Origin of the sequence: Peribacillus sp. TH16 (genome assembly GCF_016651095.1) — a bacterium.
GTDB classification, from domain to species: domain Bacteria; phylum Bacillota; class Bacilli; order Bacillales; family DSM-1321; genus Peribacillus; species Peribacillus butanolivorans.
Map to the genome: position 1 here is coordinate 2165937 of NZ_JAEKEM010000009.1, position 20308 is coordinate 2186244.

Below are 20308 nucleotides of genomic sequence, written 5' to 3' on the forward strand. Positions count from 1 at the left end.
ATTTCTTAGTTGTGGAAAGTTAGTGTTTTAACAACAACCGGCACAACCCCTGACCGCAATAGCCTTCCTATATCTAAATAATCACCATGCTCCACCTGTGTTTGATCGATACAGATAACCGGCTGTTCCGGCTGATTCGCTAGTAAGGTCTGACCAAGCACCTTTCCATAATCACTATCCATAACGATTATCAGCGGCTGCTGCTGATTCGGTTTTTGCTTCAGTGCCTCAGTAAAAGCAAACGTGAGCAGCTGAATGTCCCGGAATGATAGATATGGTAGGTTCGTTAAATAAAAGGCAAAATTCTGTCCTTCCCGCTGGGGGTCATATATCGTAATCGCGTCCTGAACCGCTTTTGTCATTCCCTCGATACCTTGCTCTAGAACACCCTGAAAATCGATCCGATAGACTGGGATATTTCGTACCGGTAGGTGGGAATCATTCACTTCAATTGTTGCCCCGCTGATCTCGGTTGTATGGGTGCCGGCTCCAAGAACAGTCGCACGAATCGTTTCAACTGGCTTTTCCCACTCCCAATAAGCCAATTCTTTATTTTCTTTTATAGAAGTGGCAAGAGTCATGCCAATATCCTGAAAGCTGGTGCACATCAGTTCTTCATGATACATGCAGTCACTGACTCCACCCGAGAACATTAATCCATCAATGCGACCTGTCCAAGTTGGCACCTTTCCTACTAAAAGCTGTTCGTCTTCTTTCGTATATGAATTGTCCAAAAACCTCGCCAGCACCTTAGCCATCTCATCTGTAATTATTCCCCTATTCTCTTTCGAAGGAGAATACCCCTTTGTTTTCAGCCATTGTTCAATCGAAGGAGCGACTTTCATCTCCGCCCCCTCCCATTCCATCAAACGGCCTCCGATGTGTAAGGTGCATGTACCGCAAAGCGTACCCGAACGGTATACGGCAATATTTGCTGTTCCCCCGCCAATGTCAATGTTTGCTATAGTTTTTCTTGTCTCTATTGAATGTTGATAAGCACCGGAACCCTTTGCGGCAATGATTCCCTCTAAATCTGGTCCTGCTGCTGCGACGAGGAATTCCCCTGCCGCTTTAGACAACTGGTGTACCATTTCTTCTGCATTTTGTTTTGTTGCCGTCTCGCCGGTGATGATGACTGCGCCTGTTTGAATCTTTTCCATCGTGATGCCTGCATGATGATATTCACTTTCTACTATTCTTTGAACCGCCGGGATATCAATCACTGTATCCGATAAAAGTGGGGTCCTGAAAATCGGGCTTCGATACAGAACTTTCTTATCGGTAATTTCAATTTTCGGGACCTGTCCCCCGCCCGCCACATTCATAAGTGAAAACTCGCTGATAACAAGCTTCGTCGTGCTTGTGCCAATATCAATTCCTGCACTGATGATTCGCTCCAACTGTTTATTTAGCAAAACCTCACCTCAGTTTTAAACCACTTGAATTTTATTGTCCTCTTCTTCTTGGTTTTTTTCTTTATATTCATTCAAACCGATAACACCTAATTCACGATCCTTTTTCTCTAATTCCAAAGCCTTCGGAACTGACAGCCAGTAAGCCAGACCGATTCCGATAACACCAGCAGATAGCTTCCCTACGATGATAGGTAAAATTAAGGAAGGTTGAAAGTTTGCCGTGAAGGATAAGTGATCCCCTAATAAGAAGGCAGCACATACTGAGAAGGAAATGTTAATCACCTTATCCTTTGGGGGCATATCTTTAATAAGTTTGAACATCGCTAATATATTGGCAACCGTGGCTAGAATTCCTGCACTCCCCTCCTTGCTCAATCCAACTTTTCTACCCATTGCTTCAAGGGGCTTGCCTGCATATTTCTGAATCAGATAAATCATTGGAAAAGCACCTGCAAGCATTATTCCGATATATCCTGCCGTCTCCAGGGCACGAAACTGATCCGCCTTATCGGCCATGATTGGATGAAATCCCCAAGCACCAAATACCTTAGAAAACAGCCCGGTGAAAATTTCTACAATCGAGAACACTAATACGAGTTTAATCCCCGCATCCATTATTCTCCCAAACCACATAAATCCTTTAATCATCATATCTGGCAAGAAATAAAGACCTAATGCAAGCAATACAACAAAAATAAGAAGCGGTGAAAGATTCAAGACGATTTTCAAATAGCTCAATGTGAATTCATATGTAGAATCCGCATTAGTAGAAATCACTTCGCGTACCTTTGAATTCGTTGCAACGACTAGTATGCTTGAGATAAAGGCACCTATTGGAATCGTCAAAATTCCAGACATGACGCCAAGTGCCATATATTTATGATCACGTTTCTCTAGCATTGCCAGCCCCATCGGGATCGAAAAGACAATCGTTGCCCCAGACATGAAACCTACAATCATCGCCATGATCCAGCCTTCATATGTCTCCTGTAGTTGAGCTGCTAATTGGTAACCACCCATGTCAGTTGCCAAAATCGCTGTGGCAGCGAGGGCAGGGTCTGCGCCTATCGCGGCAAAAATCGGGCCGCACACTTTATCAATGAACCATGATAAATAAGGAATCGACGCCATAATTCCAGCTGCAGGAATGAATATATGGCCAACGGTATGCAAGCCTTCCATGAACTGCTTACCCAAGCCTTGCTCACTGTCTTTAATCGACGCAAAAGCACCTAGCACAGCACAAGTCATAATGATATAAATAACGAAATTCCCAACCATCTCCATACGTATTCCCCCTTGAATTATGATTTGGTTTTGCACATTTCAACTAGAAAAAAGAATATAAAAAAAGACGCATCGTATAGCCCAAACTAAGGTTTTTCCGTAGAAGTTTCTACGATACAACCGTTTGGTCTATCAAAGCGTCATTGCTTCATCTATTCACTTGTTTTTGATCATTTATAATTATTAGTTGTGCAACTTTTTCAATCGATAGTTGCTTATTCATACTCAACCTTCGTAGCTTGTTATAGGCGATTTCTTCGGTTACATTCTTTCTCTTCATGATAATTCCTTTTGCTTTTTCAATGGCTTTACGATTGTGGAGGGTTTCATCCAATTGAGCCATTTGTTCCTGATACTTTTTTGTATTCTCAGCTTGCAGTAAGGCAATCTCTACCGCTGGGATTAGACTAGCTTCGGTAATTGGCTTTACAAGATATCCTACGATATTGGCTCGTTTCGCCTGGTCGATATATTCACGCTGGCTAAATGCCGTTAACAAAAGGACCGGAATCTGAAAAGTATTAGAAATCACTTCACTCGCCTTGAGCCCATTCAGTTTAGGCATTTTTATATCCATTAAAACGAGATCGGGTTGCAATGTATGTGCCAGCTCAATCGCCTTTTCACCATCACGTGCCTGTCCAACCACATCGAAACCCGCATCCTTGAGCATATAAGTAATATCAAGCAGAACAATCGATTCATCTTCCACGACCAAAATCCTCTTGCCCATGTCTCACCTACCTATTGTATGGAAATCTTATGGAAGCCAACGTACCATCCATGATTCGACAAACCGAAAATTCTCCACCCAAATCATTCTCGACCGTCATGCGGATAATATCTAATCCTAATGAAGGCTTAGCTGCCGGAGAATACCCAATGCCATTATCCAAAACTTGAATCTCTAATTCAGAACCATCCTTTTGAAAAGACACGGTAATCTTTCCAACCGTTCTTCCACTGAAAGCATGCCTCACACAATTATAAATGAGTTCATTCGCCACCAACGCAACTGATACAGCTATATCGGAGTCAATGGAATGAAGCTCACCAATATATTCAATACTTAGGTTTTTACTTTCTTGATTCTCACTATACACAATCATATCACCGATTTTTTTAATGAGCTCCAGTAAATCTACATGATCAACATGGCTACTAGCCAAAATGATTTCATAAACCGACGATATGCTTAATACTCGGTTTAAACTGACCAATAAATGAGGTTTACTTTCTTCAGGAACCTCCATCCTCATCTGTAGCCGAAGCAAACTGGCAACCGTCTGCAGATTATTTTTCACTCTATGATGAATTTCACGAATCGCAACTGACTTACTAATCAGTTCTCTTTCTTTTTCCCGCAGTTCAGTCATATCCCGGAAGATGATAAATGCTTCCTTAGATTTCTTGCCGCGTATATGAAATTTCTTTACTTGAAAAATTTTCTTCCCAATGTGCAGCTCCTTCATTAATACTTCTTCTGTTGATGCGAGTACATCAGCAAAGCTAGGAAAATAGTCGAAAATGCTGGTACCTAGCACACATTCGGTCAAACAAATATCCGTTACTAGATTAATAGCCGCCGGATTAGTATAGACAATCTGATTATGATTATTAATCAGGAATATAGACTCTTCAATAAATTCAGGTACTAAAGAATTTTGTTCATCCTGTCTTTCGAAAAAATTTGAAGTTTCGGGTTCTTCTTGAATCGCCTTCTCCATAATCAATACGGCAATGACACGATTGCATTCCCCTCTAACCGGAACAACACTTTGTTGGACCATGACTCCCTCTTGAGTCAATGCTCGATTCACAAACATATCCTTTCCGGTACGTAATACATAAAAGACTGCCGGCTCGAAGGCTTCATAGGCGATCTTACCAACAACCGAATAATTATAAACCGACTTTACAGAATGTGCGCTTTGCTCTGCCACAACAATGGCATGCTTTCCTTCTCGTACTGGACAGTCAATAAAGACATTGGCTTGATTCAAATTAGCAATCAATGTTAGATTATTCGACAGATTTTCAAGTATGCATATATCCTTGTCTATTAAGTTAGTATGCATTTCACATAATTCTCGGACTGAAGATGTCTTCTCCATTGGCAAAACTCCAATAAAAGTTTAATCATGGGTATTATTATTAATCATTATAGATACCGCTTTCATTTTTGTCAATATTCCAAATATTCTAATGTTATATATCCTAACATCAGAAATAATATTTTCATAGGAGCATACTACTAAAGCAAATATCATACTAACGTTGCTTTAGTATTAATTTCAAGCAATTAAATAAACCCTCCATTGACTCTGATCGTTTGTCCCGTAACCCACTGTGCTTGTTCACTCACTAAAAACGTGATCACATTAGCAATGTCATCCGTTTCACCTAAACGTCCGAATGCACTCATTTTTTTCATCCCTTCGATTTGTTGCTCGGATTTTCCTACATTAAACAATTCAGTGTTAACGGGACCTGGAGCAATTGCGTTAATAGTGATCTGTTTAGAACCAAACTCTTTAGCCAGTTGTCTTGTAAATTGTTCAACTGCCCCTTTTGTACCTGCATACATACTATACGTAGGGAACATTTGGCCTAATACAGAGGTAGAAATATTAACGATCCTACCATTGAGCTCCATATATTTTAATGCTTGTTGACAAGCAAAGTACGTCCCCTTAACGTTTACGCCAAATTGTTTATCAAAGTCTTCTTCCGTTGCCTCCGCTAGTGGTTTATTAATCATCAGTCCAGCATTGTTCACTAAAATATCAATTCTCCCATACGCTTTGACCGTTTCTTCGAAGAGATTGACAATGTGAGTAACTTGGCTAATATCTGCTTGGATAGCAATTGCTTCTCCATCATTTTTCTTTATGCCTTCCACTACTTCATACGCCTTTTGTGAACTGCCTGAATAGTTGATTACTACTTTTGCACCTAAATCCGCGAGCTGTTCTACTATAGCTCGGCCAATTCCTCTTGATGAACCTGTGACCAACGCAACCTTTCCATCTAAACGATTATTCATTAAGTTCACTTCTTTCTTTTCATATAGTTATTCAATTTCACACCAAAACTTATTAGTCCATATTTTACCACCATTTCCTCGCTACAGTTTCTTTTCGTTCAATAAAAAAAGTTCCTCTGATTATATTTTCAATAAAAGAAAATTTAAAAGTGCTTGTCCCCATCAATGCTCATGAATTACTCCTCTTCTGGTTATAGTAAAGAAGAAAATAACTGAGGAGGTTTTATCCATGAAAAGTTCAGAAGAGTTTGTAGAGAATATTCAAGAACAGCAAAAAAAAGATGCAGCCAATAAGCGTCGTCAAGGTAACGGCAATCCCGCCCAGAAATTACCGAATAAAAAACATTAATACAGCAACATTGTATTAGGTACGCATCTTCATATTCATTCTCCGCTCCTATTTAGGGCGGGGAATGTTTCATGAGGCATTCTCTTTCTTGTTCATCGCTTCGATTTCTTTTGAAAAGGTCTCTTCTATTTCGTTTTTATTTCCATACAGAAAGAGATTATCACCAAGTTGAATTTTATGTTCATTTAACTCCTTCCTAATTTTTGCTTCTCCGCTTTCGATATACAAGATATTGATGTCTACTCCTCGCGATACGATATCAAAAGTAATAACGTCAATGAACTCAGAGTCCTCATTAATATCAATCTGCATAACAACGTCTTCATTTTCTAAAAATAAAACCTCTTCTATCGGGTGTTCCCACAATTCATAATGATTGTGCATTTCACTTTGCATTTTATTCGATAATCTATTATTTATGAATGGTGTTTTAACGGTAATAGTCAAGATCGTCAATATCCCAATAATAATGCTTAACTCCATTAAGCGTAAATCATCTGTAAGCAGTGTACTAATTGATGAAATAATAACAGCAAGAGAAAAGGCTCCAAATAAAATTAAAAACATGCTTATTTTTCTTCGAACAGGATGATCAATAATAGACTTTGATTCGTCAGTAGTGAATCCAGTACCTGTTAGCATGGAGATAACTTGAAATCTAGCTACAGTGTTCTTTAACCCAGTCAGTTTTAATAAGGTAACCGATATTTCAATAACAAGACCAATGATTAAAAAATAAAGCACCATAAACACTACATTCATCATTATGATTATTACCTCCATCCATCTTTCGTCATTTATGGTTTACCCTAATTATTCTAAAAAGAATCCTCATCATTTATTCTAATAGTTTACATCTGATTTAGAGTATTGGATTCATGCGAATAACTAGCGTGAAATACAAAAAAACACAGTAGAATTCATTGCTGAATCCTACTGTGTTTTACGTACCTCTTATGATCCTGTTAATCAAATTGGGATGTATTTTTCCGTTCAATATTTATTCAACCTACTTTAATGTTGCTGAATTCCCCCGCCTTGTATCGGAAATTCAACATATTAGCTCTAAAATCCTTGCATCGGGAATCCTCCGGGCTGACCTTGACCTCCGGGCATCGGGAATCCTCCAGGTTGACCTTGAAATCCTTGCATCGGGAATCCTCCAGGCTGGCCTTGAAATCCTTGCATCGGGAATCCTCCAGGCTGGCCTTGAAATCCTTGCATCGGGAATCCTCCAGGTTGACCTTGAAATCCTTGCATCGGGAATCCTCCAGGTTGACCTTGAAATCCTTGCATCGGGAATCCTCCAGGTTGACCTTGAAATCCTTGCATCGGGAATCCTCCAGGTTGACCTTGAAATCCTTGCATCGGGAATCCTCCAGGTTGACCTTGAAATCCTTGCATCGGGAATCCTCCAGGTTGGCCTTGAAATCCTTGCATCGGGAATCCTCCAGGTTGACCTTGAAATCCTTGCATCGGGAATCCTCCAGGTTGGCCTTGAAATCCGGGCATTGGAGATCCTCCCGGCTGGCCTTGACCTCCGGGCATTGCAAATCCTCCCGGCTGGCCTTGACCTCCGGGCATTGCAAATCCTCCCGGCTGGCCTTGACCTCCGGGCATTGCAAATCCTCCCGGCTGGCCTTGACCTCCGGGCATTGGAAATCCTCCAGGTTGACCTTGACCTCCGGGCATTGCAAATCCTCCGGGTCGATCAAATTCACCAAACCCTTCCGTCATAGGGGCCCCATCAAAACTTCCATATTCACCATAGTTTTGCATTGTATCTTCCATTTTTCTTTCACTCCCCATCTAGGTTACAGTCTAGAATATGAATGTTGAGCGAAAGAGTGCAGGTACATGGCTTTCTCAAATGGTCTTCAGTAACAGCTTCTTTAATAGCGGGGTAAAATGCTCTGGCAATTCAGCTACACTCGGAATCATCAGCCGTTCTTTGCCGTAGATGTTTTTCATCGTCAGTTCTTCACTTTCATCCACGCTTCCATCCGCTAAAAACATGCCAATGATTTCGATTCCTTTTTTCCGGGCTTCGGATACGGCAAGATGCGTGTCGACGATTCCATTTTGGTCATAATCGGCCGCGGCAGGTTCACCATCGGAAAATACGAGCAAGAAGCGATTCTTTTCTCTCCTTTTTTCCAATTCTTTTGTTGCAACCCTGATACTGTATCCGTCTCGGTTGTCTTCCTCCGGTTCAAGCTGCATGATTTTTGCTCCTGAGTTTTGATAAAACGAATCAGAATGGGATTGGATCACGTGGAAGTAATTTGGCTGATAGCCTTCTTTCACCTCATTTGCATCCTCCCAAAAACCGACAATCGAGTGAGGAATTCTTAATTTTTTTAGCACTTCATGAAACAGGACGATCCCTCGTTTCGTTTCATCCATCTTGTTATGCATAGAGGCCGAGCAATCGATCAATAGCGTGAACACGGCATCTATTTCATTGGAATCCCTATTCTTTTTGTAAAAGACCCTTGGATTTTCGTCGAGTACAAGCGGCAGTAATTTCTTTGATAAGCGGCCATAGACCAAGTCTTTTCTTGGTGCATTCTTTTTATTTTCGAGTGTTTTCTCAATCGTACTTGAGAGTTTTCTCTTGAACGGTTCAATATCTGCAACAAACTCGCGATAGCGTTTTTCCTCAATAGGCGAAGGCATTTTTGCTTCTTTAATTATCTGAACGACGTCTTTATTTTCTTCGCCAAATGGATGTTCACCACTTTTTCCGATATTCGTTTGCTTCTTTTCGAGCGTTTCCTGTTGCTTGTATTCCTTTTGTTCACTTTCTCCTGACGAGCCTTGAATCGAGGCCAGCGCCTGGTCAGCATCTTCCGCTTCCCGAGCTCCTCCGCCCATCAAGCTTGTTTTCGTTCCCTGCTCCAATTCAAACTGAAGGAAGGTCGAATTGTTCTCGCCATTTTTATTCTCGCGATGCCATGTCGAGAATTTTTCATCAATAAACTCACTATTCTCTTCACTTACATCTTCTGCGTCATCGTTCACCAGTTCATCATTTCTTGTTAGTTCATCAAATAACGTATTCGCCGTATACTTCTCCACATTAGCAACAGGAAATATGAAATATTCATTCATCGTATCCTGATACTCTTCGTTCAACCTAAAAACGATTTGTTCACAAATTCTAGTGATATCACTCGTTTTTGTTGCTTCAAAGACCGAATGAATAAGTGGTTTAATTTTTTCCAGTTCCTCTAGTTGGCGTTCATTAGCTCTCGGAAAAACAGGATCGGGCCTATCTGAATGAATCAGTAAATAAACGAGGCAATACAGTTCGTCTAGCGCAAAGCTTCTTGTGACATTTGTCGCTAATTGGCTTTCGAAATATTGTTTAAGGTACGTTCCCCGTACAGAGAACCACTTTTTCGTGCCAGGACGTTCTTTTTTCACCAATTCCTCCAAACGCAGATCTTCGAATATGGTGAACAACTGAGCAGCAAACTTTGGAAGCGAGCATTCTTCTATGATGTCCTGGTACTCTTTCATGCTTCGGATTGTAGAATGATGCAGCGTCCCAATTGTTCTAAGCAGCACATCTGTTTTCAATCCCGCTTCCTTTACCTCCTGATTCCCATTTTCCCAAAAATGGCTGGCTGTGACCTTAGTCTGAATCAGATCAATAAAGGAACCATAATTATATTCAAATTCCAGGTCAGGAATACCTGATAAGACAGTCGATAGATCCTGTAGCTGTAAAAAAAGGGCCGTATCAATTATTGAATCATTGAATCGAATATACTTCATGCGGCATTCTCCTAGTTAGAATAATGTATCTGCCAAATTCTTCACAAACTCCCGCTCTCGTTCCTCGTCCAACTTATCCACGATGGAGCGAAGAATCGCACGTTTCGGGGGAATCAATACACTGAGGTCACAGGCATCAAGCAAAGCCCGAATTGATGCTGCATCTTCAGCCACTTTTCCTTGATTAACGGCGTTTATCAAGTCACCTGAGAGCTTAACGAACAATTCGATACTTCTTGAATCCTTCAACTGTGTATTCGATTGAATCAATTGCTTTAACTGCTCTCCTTCGATATAAGGAACCTCGATCACGACAAACCGGTTTTTCAGCGCCTCATTCAGCGGTACTGTACCGACATAGCCTTCGTTTATTGCAGCAATTACGTTAAAACCATCTTTCGCAGTGATGACTTCGTTCGTGAACGGGTTCGTTATCGTTCTCCTGTAATCGAGCACCCCATTGATTAACGGCAGTGTTTCCGGCTTCGCCATATTGATTTCATCTATGTATAAGAAATGTCCATGATTCATCGAATTGATAACAGGACCTGGAACGAATTCAATCACCTGTTTTTCCTCTTTGTAAGCAAGCGTCTTGAAGCCCAATAAGCTTTCAGCATCCAAATCGACTGAGCAGTTGACACTGAACATCGGTTGGTTGAATAAATTCGATAACGTCTCGGCAAATTTCGTCTTCCCTGCCCCTGTCGGTCCTTTCAAGAGGATGTTCTTCCCCATACTTAAGGCTGTAATGGCATCCACCATCAACTCCATCTCAGGAGGCAGATATCCACCTTTCCTTATCAGTTCCTCAAATTGAGAAGAATTTTTTTTATTTGTATGTAAAATATTAGCTATTTCTTTTGGTAAACGATTAATCATTGTCTCCATACACCCCTTTTTCATCATTTTAATGCTCTTTACCGGTAAAAACAAACACTAAGAAAAAGAGCCGTCATAAAGACAGCTCTAAGAGTAATCATTTACATTCAACGTTCTGATGCCTATTTTCTATAACTAGGCTTAATACACTTCTTCGGGACTCCTTTTCATTAGGCTTATCGTAAAGCCTAATACACCACCAAAGATGGCTGGAAGCACCCATCCTATTCCTACACTATATAATGGAAGGAAATCGGTGAAAAAATCGGAAATAGCATAAATTTTAACACCGGAAGCCATTAATCCATCCAAAATACTGATGATGGCTGTTAATAATAAACTCCCCAAGTATACCTCGGATTTTCCTTTGAAAAAGGAATGCAAGAATGTTAACACAATTAAAACGATGGCCAATGGATAAATCGCGGTTAACACAGGCACTGTAATCGAAATTAGTTTAGTCAGACCTACATTGGCAACAGCTGCGCTAAAAACTGAAAAAATAACAACAAATGACTTATACGATACAGCAGGAATTACTTTATTGAAATAGGAAGAACAAGCTGTTATCAAGCCTATACTAGTAGTTAAACAAGCTGCGATTACTATTAACCCTAACAGTACTGCACCTGCAGGACCAAAAAAATAATTCGAAGCTTGCGCTAGAACGTCTCCACCATTCCCTAAATAACCAAGTTTCTCCACACTAGTTGCTCCGACATAAGTTAAAGCAGTATAAACAATTACTAATAGAGAAGCTGCTATAAGGCCAGCTTTCATACAGAAACCTAAAACTTCTCTTCTTGAAGTAATTCCTTTATCTTTGATTGCATTAATGATAATAATACCAAATGCAAATGCAGCAAGCGTATCCATAGTTAAATATCCTTCTTTGAAGCCTTTGAAGAACGAATTATCTGAATAATCTGCAATAGGAGATTGGATTTCCCCCATTGGATTTGCAATTGCCACTACAATTAGTATCCCGATAAAAATCAATAATAGTGGAGTTAGAATTTTCCCGACAATATCCAACATTTTCGATGGGTTAATAGATAATAAACAGGCAAGTCCAAAGTATATGACCGTAAATACTAGCAAAGGTAAAAAGCCGACTCCATCTGGAAGAAAAGGTTTAATCCCTATTTCATAAGACACACTTCCCGTTCTTGGAAGAGCGAATAACGGCCCGAGCGATAAATATAGAACGGCTGTGAAAATAAAACCGAACATCGGGTGCGCTCTGCTTGCAAGCGACTGCACATCACTTTTACCTGAAAAACCAAATGCCAATATTGTGACAAATGGCAATCCAACACCTGTTATGATAAATCCTAAACTAGCAGACCATAAATTTGTCCCGGCCGATTGACCGAGCATAGCAGGGAATATTAAGTTTCCTGCACCAAAAAATAAAGCAAAAAGCATTAATCCTGTAACAATTACAAAAGAAAGTGGTGCTTTCTTTGACATTTTGAAGCCTCCAATATTTTGATTCTCTTAACGAAAGAAAAGAGATGTTGTCCATCTAATTTCGATTTAAAAGTGAAATAAACTACTGAATTGACTTATTCCGTAGTCATGTATCCACCTGAAACTTAAACACAACACCCCTTACTATAAAATGCACTGGAACGTTTGTCAAAAGTTATTACATTTATTATTCAGAAAAATCTTTCTTTTCCTGTTGCCTTTATTAAAATGAGAGATAACAAAACAAATTAGAAAGAAGGTTGAAGTATTGAAGACAGAAAAAGAAAAAATGGTGAACGGAGAACTATATATTGCGGCGGACCCAGAATTAGTAAAAGATAGAGAGAATGCACGAAGATTAACCCGACTATACAATCAGACAACGGAAACCGATGAGTGTAAAAGAATTGAACTTCTGAGGGAGCTTTTTGGTTTCAGTGGGAAAAAGATATACATTGAGCCCACTTTTCGTTGTGACTATGGGTATAACATTACTGTAGGGGAAAACTTTTATGCGAATTTTAATTGTGTCATCCTGGATACTTGCGAAGTCCGTATAGGAAGGGATTGTATGTTGGCTCCTGGGGTACATATCTATACAGCCACACATCCACTAGACCCATTCGAACGCAGTTCAGGTGTAGAATACGGAAAGCCCGTAACGATTGGAGACAATGTTTGGATTGGCGGCAGAGCCATCATCAATCCCGGAATTACAATAGGGAACACTGCTGTTGTTGCTTCGGGAGCTGTTGTAACAAAAGATGTCCCAGATTGTGCGGTTGTAGGTGGAAACCCTGCTAAGATCATCAAATATATAGAAGGAATAAAATAGCAGAGCACATTCACTTCTGAATGGCTCTGCCTCTATTTTTCTTATTAAATTGTTTTTAACGCTTGAGGAATCGGTGTATCCCCTGTTATTAAGTCAAAGGAACGGTTATACGTATTTTCTTCGATTAATGAGGAAAGAATTGTTTGAGCCACATCCTCCCGCGCAATCGTCCCTCTTTCCAGTTCCTCAGCAGCGGCTACATGGCCTGTGCCAGGTTCGTTCACAAGTCCACCCGGCCGGATGATGGTATACGTTAAACTGCTTTGTAACAATGCTCTATCCGCATAGTGTTTGGCCACATAATATGGTTTGATGGCTTCATTCCAGTTTTCCCTATTATTCGCCTGAAAGGCACTGACCATGATGAATCGGTTGATTCCTAGGTTTTCAGCTGCTTCAATCGTTTTAACAGCACCGTCTAAATCAATCAAAAGCGTCTGATCCGCGCCTGTGCTGCCTCCCGATCCTGCCGTAAACACGATTGCATCGCACCCATTTGCCGCTTTCGCAATCTCATCCACTGATCCCGTTAAACTTACGATTACAGATTCGACTCCGATTTTCTCAAAGTGCTTCCTCTGTTCTTCTTTGCGAATCATTGCTCGTACACTATGTTCCTGGCTATCTTTTAGCAAATCAACCAGGTGTTTACCGATCTGCCCATTTGCCCCAACTACGAATACCTTCATAAAAGTCAGCTCCCATAATGGTTAGTTTACTTTCTATATTCAATTATTTCATGTACAAAGTTCATTATCAAACAATCAGCCCATCCTTCTATCCATTTGGGTCCGTTCATTTTGCATCGTCATATACTGGAAATAGTTTGCAATCACATTTATATATTTTATAATAATTAAAATAAGTGTTATTTATAACACAAAGGGGAGGTGTAAAGATGGCAATAAGACTTTTAATGCCACCTTCTGCAGCGTCTCATGCAAAGCCTAGTATTGGAGGCGATACTTTGCATGGGGTAAAATTAATCTAAACTAACATCGCCCAGCTTATCATTTCTATATATTTGGCTTTGCACCTTATTTTGTTCTAAAAAAAGAATAAGGGGCTGGCAGAAATGAAATATGTAAAAGCAACGACTGTTTTACCTGAAAAGCTGATTGTGGAAATTCAAAAGTATATACAAGGTGAAACGATATATATCCCTAAACTAGAAACGACTTATCAAAAGTGGGGAGCTAGTTCGGGATCAAGGAAATACATTGATGACAGAAATGCTTCTATTAAATATGCATTTAAAAAGGGGCATACAATTCATCAATTAGCCGAGGAACATTTTCTCTCCATAGAAACCATCAAAAAAATCGTTTATTCTAAATAGGTAAAAAAATTGTAGCGCTGACAATATTATCAGCGCTACTCATATGTCGAGTATGTTTCTTAGTCGTTCTCTACCTTTCAATGTTGATGCAAATTCTGTAAAGTAATTAGAAACGGTACCAAGTTTAAATGGTATCGTAGCAACATGAACAGGGGTGGAAAAATGGAACCTTTTATCAGAAGTGAGCAATATAACTTTATTAAGTCTCAAACTCAGATTCTCATAAATGGACACGCGACTGCGAATGATAGGGATGTTATTCATACCCTGAAAACAGTCGCGAAAGAAAGAGTGTTAAGCTTATTCAATGAATTGAGTGAGGAGCAAAGGCAAGTATTAGACCCAATTGATACCATCAAAGAGCCTGCACAAGCTGAAGTGTTTCTATTGAAGGTAAAGCCATTTGTGATTCCTTTTAAAGAAGTGACTGAAAAAACGATCAAAAAGCTATTTCCTAAAGCGAAGAAGTTAAAGAACCCTATGTTAGAGAACTTAGACTTGAGAGAGATTTCATATTTGGGATGGGATGATATCGGCTCCGGAAAAAAATTCATCATAGCACCTCATCACAATAAGCTATTGGGGTTGCATGGGACAATTAAACCTTCTAACAAAAAAGGTATCTGTGCCATATGCAGTCGCTTTGAAGAATTAGGAATGTTTATGTCCGAAACAAAAGGAACAGTACAAGGTACATTCATTAAAAAAGGTAATTATATTTGCTTGGATAGCTTAAAATGCAATCAAAACATCACCACATTGGATAAATTAAATGATTTTATCGCGCGAATAAAGTAGATATGGTACCCGAATAAAAAAGCAATCCTTCATTATGGAAGAATTGCTTTTTGTGTTTTAATTTTAGTTATAGTATAGGATCAAACTTAGAAAAAGTGGAATCGTATTTTATGAATTTCTAGTATACTTCAGTGGCAGTAATTCAATAATTTTTGTTTTAACTGTTACTCCATTTACATCTAATATGACAAAACAGTCTTCCGCATAGTCTGAGATTAATTCACGACACATTCCACAAGGACTGACAACTTTTAAAGCTCTATCCACTTCATCAGCATATGGATGCTTTACTGCCACAATTGTATCAAATTCTTTTTCTCCGTCCGATATTGCCTTTCCAATTGCAATAGCTTCTGCACATACTGTTACACGGCCAATATATGCTTCAATATGTACGGCAGCAACTATTTTCCCTGTCTTTGTTTTCAATGCAGCACCCACATGATGCTTATTTTCTTCGTAAAGTTCTGTAATTTTAGCACTTGCAGCAGCAATTAAATGATAATCGGATTCATTTAATGGATAGGTTTTCATGATGATATGCCCCCCTTCTCTTTTACTTCAAATATTTCATTTAGTTGACTTGTTGTATACGATTTTTTTTCTACTTTCATTGGATGCATAAGGTAACGAATTTGATGACCTTCTTATTTAGCTTGTTTCTTCGCTTGTTTAACAAATTGTGTTCGATTTACTATCAACTCTTTACTTTTTTCAACGCTTCTAAAGCCAATAAGCGAAAATAGGAAGCGGCTGGGAAAAGTGCCGTTTCATCTACTATAAACTTCGGATGATGCAGGTCATATGGACCGCCTGAACCTAACATTACGAAAGCACCTGGTATTTTTTCTTGGTAAAAAGCGAAATCTTCACCTATTGAGCTAGCTTCTAGCGTTTTTGTCGTGTAGCCTGCTGAGTCTCCAACCTGAAGCATCAAATCTGCCCATTCTGGCGTATTATCAACTGATGGGGGACCTGGATGCCAAGATAATTCAACTTTCGCATTGAATGTTTCACTTATACCATGTAAGACTTGTTTCATACGTTTATGTATAAACTCTCGTTGGATTTTACTGAAGGTGCGTACGGTCCCTTCTAAATATGCACTATCAGGGATAACATTCCACGTTGATCCACTATGAATTTGAGTGATGCTCAAAACGGCGGTCTCTTTTGGTGCCACATTTCGGCTGATGATGGTTTGCAGCGTTGAGATAATTTGTCCTGCTATGATAATCGGATCATTCCCCTCTTCCGGTTTGGCCGCATGTGAGCCAGTTGCTTTAACATGCACTTCAAAGCGATCGACTCCCGCTGTCAATGCACCATGTTTTGTTCCTAACTCCCCAACTTTCAACGTTGGATCATTATGAAGACCAAAAATCACATCCACATCATCCAACACACCGGTCTCCATTAAAGCACTTGCACCGTGTCCCGTTTCCTCTGCAGGCTGAAATATCAAACGAATCGTTCCGGCCATATCTCTTTCTTCTTTTTTTAATAAAAAAGCAGTACCCAAAATGACAGAGGTGTGAAAATCGTGACCACATGCATGCATCACGCCGACGTGCTTTGAAGGGAAGCTCACCTCAGATTGCTCCAAAATCGGTAAAGCATCAATATCGGAGCGAAGTGCTATCGTAGGTCCAGGCTTGCTTCCTTTTATCTCAGCTACCACACCCGTTTTCAATGGAAAATTAATTATCTTAATATCCTGAGATTGAAGTGCTTCTTTAATTTTCCTAGTCGTTTCAAATTCTTCGTTTGATAATTCAGGTGTCATATGAAGATCACGCCTGAATTTCAATAGATAAATCTCTAATTCTACATTGCTTATAGTCAACGGTTATCCATCTCCTCAAAAATACGATTAAAAGTTTTCCACATTCATTCTCATGAAAAAATTAAAGAACGAAACTAATATCCAAGGAATATCAATTGAAGCAGCTATCGCTTGTTGAAAAACGTGTAAAGTATGAGTTCTAATTTATGTAGCATGGTAAGCATCTGATGGAATGAAGTCAATCATATCCCAGAAATGAAAAGTGTTTATTTTGAATATTTTCCATTGACAATTTATTATACAAAATGCTACCATTTGAAGTAATTTACTATATTAACGTATCAATACAAAAAAGTATTTAATTTAAATAGTAGTAAAAAAGTAAAGACATTACATACACTTTGGGCGGAAGAAACCCTCTTCTAATTGGAAGCGGGTTTTATTTTAGCAATAATTCAGAGTAAACCAGTAAGGATATTTATATTATAAATCCCCTGCGTTTAAAAGTGAAGACACAAAGGAGTAATTGACATATGAAAAAGAAAAAAGTAAAACTAGGTGTATTTTTGGCTGGAACAGGACATCACGTTGCTTCTTGGAGACATCCAAACGCCAATCCGAAAGCTAATATGAACATCGATTATTTTAAGGGGTTAGCGCAGACTGCCGAAAAAGGATTATTTGATTTATTATTTTTGGCAGATAGTTTGTCAGTTGCAAAGGACTCGCACCCTAATATTCTGACACGCTTTGAGCCATTGACCCTGTTATCTTATCTAGCCTCGGCGACTTCCAATATTGGTTTGGTTTCAACAGCCTCCACCACCTACGAAGAACCCTTTAATGTTGCTAGAAGATTCGCTTCTTTAGACCATATTACCTCGGGCCGTGCTGGCTGGAACGTAGTCACAACGTCCCTTGCCTCTACAGCAGCAAATTTTAATAAATCAGAACATCTAGAACATAGTCTACGTTATAAAAGAGCTACTGAATTTGTTGAAGTTACCAAGAAATTGTGGGACTCATGGGAAGACGATACGTTGATTATTGATAAAGAAACAGGTCAATTTATTGATGAAAGCAAGTTTCATGAAATCAATCATCAAGGTGAGTTCTTCACTGTAAAAGGACCATTAAATGTTTCTCGCTCTCCTCAAGGGCATCCGGTTATCGTACAAGCAGGCTCTTCTGGCGATGGGCAATTGCTTGCAGCAAAGCACGCAGAGATTGTCTTTACTGCGCAGGAGAACAAGGAAGACGCGATTTCATTTTACAATGAGTTAAAAAGTCATTTGGCCGCTTTTAATCGGGAGAAAAGCTGCTTGAGTATTATGCCAGGATTGTTCCCGATTGTGGGACAGACTGAGAAGGAAGCCCAAGAGAAGTATGAGGCATTACAGGAGTTAATTATTCCCGAAATAGGGTTGGCTATTATGGGAAGGTATTTTGGAAATGTGGATTTTTCGAGTATCCCTTTGGATACACCGTTTGCTGATATTTCATTGCCTGATAATGTAGATAGTATCCAAAGTAAATATGATTTGATCGTTAAACGAGCGACCAATGAAAATTTAACATTACGTCAGACATATCAATGGGTTGCAGGATCACGTGGACATCATATCGCAATTGGAACACCAACGCAGATTGCGGATAAGATTGAAGATTGGGTGAATGAAAATGCAGCTGACGGCTTTAATATTATGCCAGCCCTATTACCTGATTCTTTAACAGATTTTGTTGAACTTGTTGTCCCTGAACTGCAATCAAAAGGAATTTTCCGTACGAAATATGAAAGTAACACATTACGAGGGAATCTTGGCCTGGATAAACCGGTCAATCAATATTCTCATAACTTTTAAACTTCTTACACCTGGATGATGGTTCGCAAAGACAGAGCCACCCCACCGAAGATGAAATTACTAGAGTATAGGAGGTACGAGATGAGTCAAATATTTCGTGAAGTACAAGTAGAAGATGTGGATAAATTTCTTCGTTTAACATTAGATGCTTATGCGAGTATTCGAGAATTGGATATTCACTTCTCTGCGGCAACAGCCACAAGAGAGGAAGCGATTAAACACATAACCGAAAATAAGGTATATGTTCTGGAAGAAAATGGGACATTCATTTCCACCGTATCGATTCGGTTACCATGGGGCCCAAATCCTGGCCCGCTCGTATTGCCACACATAGGCTGGTTCGCTACAAACCCTGCATATAAGCGTCAAGGCATAGGGAAAAAAGTTCTGTCATGGCTCGAAGAAGAAATTTTGAAGAAGCAACTGAGAGCCCCCGCGGTTACACTCGGAACCGCGGATAATCATCCATGGCTAAAAGAAATGTACGAAAAAAGTGGATTTGAAGAGATAGGTCAAAAAGATTTAGGCAAAGGTCATCTCACGATATATTTGAGGAAAATATTGCAACCGGAACAATATCAAGCTTGGACTGCAAAACATAATCAAACTATTTAATAATTAGGAGGAAAACAACGATGAAAAAAATCCTTTCCCTTGGACTCTCTTTACTTTTCATAGTAGTACTTGCAGCATGTGGCAATTCAAAACAAGAGGATACGGCAAAAGATTCCTTGCAAAAAACAATCAAAGTGGGGTCAACTGGCCAAAGCTATCCAAATGGTTATCAAGAGGATGGTAAATTAATTGGTTTTGACGTAGAAGTTACAGAACGCATCGCTAAGGATTTAGGATACAAGGTAGAGTGGGTCACTTCTGATTTCAGTGGGATAATGGGGCAATTGGGATCAGGTAAATTAGACACCGTTGCGAATGCGGTTGCTATAACACCAGAACGCCAAGAGCAATTTAATTTTACAGAGCCATATAGTTATTATGGTGCACAAATTGTATCAAGCACAAAAAACAATGATATTAAAAGTTTGGCTGATCTTAAAGGCAAAACCGTTTCCGGTGTGTTGGGGTCTAATAACGTTGCGAACCTAGAAAAATATGATAAAAACGGCGATATCAAAATACGAACCTATGAAACTCGGGATGGCGCAATGCAAGATGCCATTAACAACCGTGTTGATGGATATATCAATTCCCGCCCAATCCTAGTTGCAGAAATAAAGAAAAATGATCTTCCGTTAAAACTAGTCGGTGATCCAGTTGCCTATGAAAATGTAGGATATCCATTTCCCAAGACAGAAAAGGGAAAAAAATTAAATGAAGAATTCACGACAGAAATAAAAAAACTTAAAGAAGATGGTACATTAGCGAAGCTATCCAATAAATATTTTGGTGAAGATATCACCACGAATTCCGGCGAATAACATAGCGGAGGTTTTAA

At 39.5% G+C, this 20308-nt stretch carries 20 protein-coding genes; 7 read left to right on the forward strand and 13 right to left on the reverse strand.

From position 1 onward, the window contains the following. Positions 1 to 5: 5 nt before the first annotated feature. The 5 genes from JFV29_RS24435 to JFV29_RS24455 all read right to left on the reverse strand — a co-directional run bounded on the left by JFV29_RS24435 (position 6) and on the right by JFV29_RS24455 (position 5748). On the reverse strand, positions 6 to 1415 hold the full coding sequence (locus tag JFV29_RS24435) for an ethanolamine ammonia-lyase reactivating factor EutA (protein ID WP_201186937.1): 1410 nt from the start codon (positions 1413 to 1415) through the stop codon (positions 6 to 8). Between the two features lie 15 nt (positions 1416 to 1430). Then, positions 1431 to 2702: an ethanolamine utilization protein EutH gene (gene eutH, locus JFV29_RS24440; RefSeq protein WP_201186938.1), complete on the reverse strand. Its 1272-nt coding sequence runs from the start codon at positions 2700 to 2702 to the stop codon at positions 1431 to 1433. Positions 2703 to 2850: 148 nt separating this feature from the next. After that, entirely contained in the window at positions 2851 to 3435 is a 585-nt protein-coding gene (locus tag JFV29_RS24445; protein WP_201186940.1) for an ANTAR domain-containing response regulator, read from the reverse strand. Between the two features lie 7 nt (positions 3436 to 3442). Further along, entirely contained in the window at positions 3443 to 4816 is a 1374-nt protein-coding gene (locus tag JFV29_RS24450; protein ID WP_201186942.1) for a sensor histidine kinase, read from the reverse strand. A gap of 188 nt (positions 4817 to 5004) precedes the next feature. Next, positions 5005 to 5748, reverse strand: coding sequence for an SDR family oxidoreductase (locus tag JFV29_RS24455; protein WP_201186944.1), 744 nt, complete (start codon positions 5746 to 5748; stop codon positions 5005 to 5007). 229 nt (positions 5749 to 5977) lie between these two features. Between JFV29_RS24455 and JFV29_RS24460 the strand changes: the two genes are divergently transcribed. After that, complete coding sequence (locus JFV29_RS24460) at positions 5978 to 6097, forward strand: DUF4023 domain-containing protein (RefSeq protein WP_053347866.1); 120 nt, start codon at positions 5978 to 5980, stop codon at positions 6095 to 6097. A 69-nt stretch (positions 6098 to 6166) separates the two neighbouring features. Here JFV29_RS24460 and JFV29_RS24465 read toward each other — a convergent pair whose 3' ends face one another. From JFV29_RS24465 to brnQ, 5 genes are all read right to left on the reverse strand, one after another. Further along, positions 6167 to 6862 (reverse strand): hypothetical protein, encoded by a 696-nt coding sequence (locus JFV29_RS24465; RefSeq protein WP_242486069.1) that lies wholly within the window; start codon positions 6860 to 6862, stop codon positions 6167 to 6169. A gap of 300 nt (positions 6863 to 7162) precedes the next feature. Further along, positions 7163 to 7888, reverse strand: coding sequence for a hypothetical protein (locus JFV29_RS24470; RefSeq protein ID WP_201186945.1), 726 nt, complete (start codon positions 7886 to 7888; stop codon positions 7163 to 7165). A gap of 75 nt (positions 7889 to 7963) precedes the next feature. Beyond that, positions 7964 to 9880, reverse strand: coding sequence for a vWA domain-containing protein (locus tag JFV29_RS24475; RefSeq protein ID WP_201186946.1), 1917 nt, complete (start codon positions 9878 to 9880; stop codon positions 7964 to 7966). Between the two features lie 15 nt (positions 9881 to 9895). Beyond that, positions 9896 to 10762: an ATP-binding protein gene (locus JFV29_RS24480; protein ID WP_082527419.1), complete on the reverse strand. Its 867-nt coding sequence runs from the start codon at positions 10760 to 10762 to the stop codon at positions 9896 to 9898. Positions 10763 to 10903: 141 nt separating this feature from the next. After that, positions 10904 to 12235, reverse strand: a complete 1332-nt coding sequence (gene brnQ / locus JFV29_RS24485) for a branched-chain amino acid transport system II carrier protein (protein ID WP_201186947.1) — start codon at positions 12233 to 12235, stop codon at positions 10904 to 10906. Positions 12236 to 12503: 268 nt separating this feature from the next. On the opposite strand from brnQ, the gene JFV29_RS24490 reads away from it, so the two are divergent. Next, the gene (locus JFV29_RS24490) at positions 12504 to 13070 is read left to right on the forward strand and encodes a maltose acetyltransferase domain-containing protein (RefSeq protein ID WP_201186948.1); all 567 of its coding nucleotides are present in this window, start codon (positions 12504 to 12506) and stop codon (positions 13068 to 13070) included. 44 nt (positions 13071 to 13114) lie between these two features. Here JFV29_RS24490 and JFV29_RS24495 read toward each other — a convergent pair whose 3' ends face one another. Continuing rightward, positions 13115 to 13759, reverse strand: coding sequence for an SDR family oxidoreductase (locus JFV29_RS24495; RefSeq protein WP_201186949.1), 645 nt, complete (start codon positions 13757 to 13759; stop codon positions 13115 to 13117). A gap of 386 nt (positions 13760 to 14145) precedes the next feature. Here JFV29_RS24495 and JFV29_RS24500 point away from each other — a divergent pair, with 386 nt between their 5' ends. Continuing rightward, positions 14146 to 14409, forward strand: a complete 264-nt coding sequence (locus JFV29_RS24500; RefSeq protein WP_053347873.1) for a CD3324 family protein — start codon at positions 14146 to 14148, stop codon at positions 14407 to 14409. A 162-nt stretch (positions 14410 to 14571) separates the two neighbouring features. Beyond that, positions 14572 to 15207, forward strand: coding sequence for a FusB/FusC family EF-G-binding protein (locus JFV29_RS24505; RefSeq protein ID WP_201186951.1), 636 nt, complete (start codon positions 14572 to 14574; stop codon positions 15205 to 15207). Between the two features lie 108 nt (positions 15208 to 15315). Here the strand turns inward: JFV29_RS24505 and JFV29_RS24510 are convergent, their stop codons facing one another. Both JFV29_RS24510 and JFV29_RS24515 read right to left on the reverse strand, forming a co-directional pair. Then, entirely contained in the window at positions 15316 to 15744 is a 429-nt protein-coding gene (locus tag JFV29_RS24510) for a cytidine deaminase (RefSeq protein WP_397329221.1), read from the reverse strand. Positions 15745 to 15904: 160 nt separating this feature from the next. Further along, on the reverse strand, positions 15905 to 17053 hold the full coding sequence (locus tag JFV29_RS24515; RefSeq protein WP_274607081.1) for an amidohydrolase: 1149 nt from the start codon (positions 17051 to 17053) through the stop codon (positions 15905 to 15907). Between the two features lie 473 nt (positions 17054 to 17526). Here JFV29_RS24515 and JFV29_RS24520 point away from each other — a divergent pair, with 473 nt between their 5' ends. The 3 genes from JFV29_RS24520 (at position 17527) to JFV29_RS24530 (ending at position 20291) form a co-directional block, all read left to right on the forward strand. Beyond that, positions 17527 to 18855, forward strand: a complete 1329-nt coding sequence (locus JFV29_RS24520; protein WP_201186956.1) for an LLM class flavin-dependent oxidoreductase — start codon at positions 17527 to 17529, stop codon at positions 18853 to 18855. Between the two features lie 81 nt (positions 18856 to 18936). Beyond that, positions 18937 to 19470 (forward strand): GNAT family N-acetyltransferase, encoded by a 534-nt coding sequence (locus JFV29_RS24525; RefSeq protein WP_201186958.1) that lies wholly within the window; start codon positions 18937 to 18939, stop codon positions 19468 to 19470. 20 nt (positions 19471 to 19490) lie between these two features. Continuing rightward, complete coding sequence (locus JFV29_RS24530; protein ID WP_201186960.1) at positions 19491 to 20291, forward strand: amino acid ABC transporter substrate-binding protein; 801 nt, start codon at positions 19491 to 19493, stop codon at positions 20289 to 20291. The last annotated feature ends 17 nt before the right edge of the window (positions 20292 to 20308 follow it).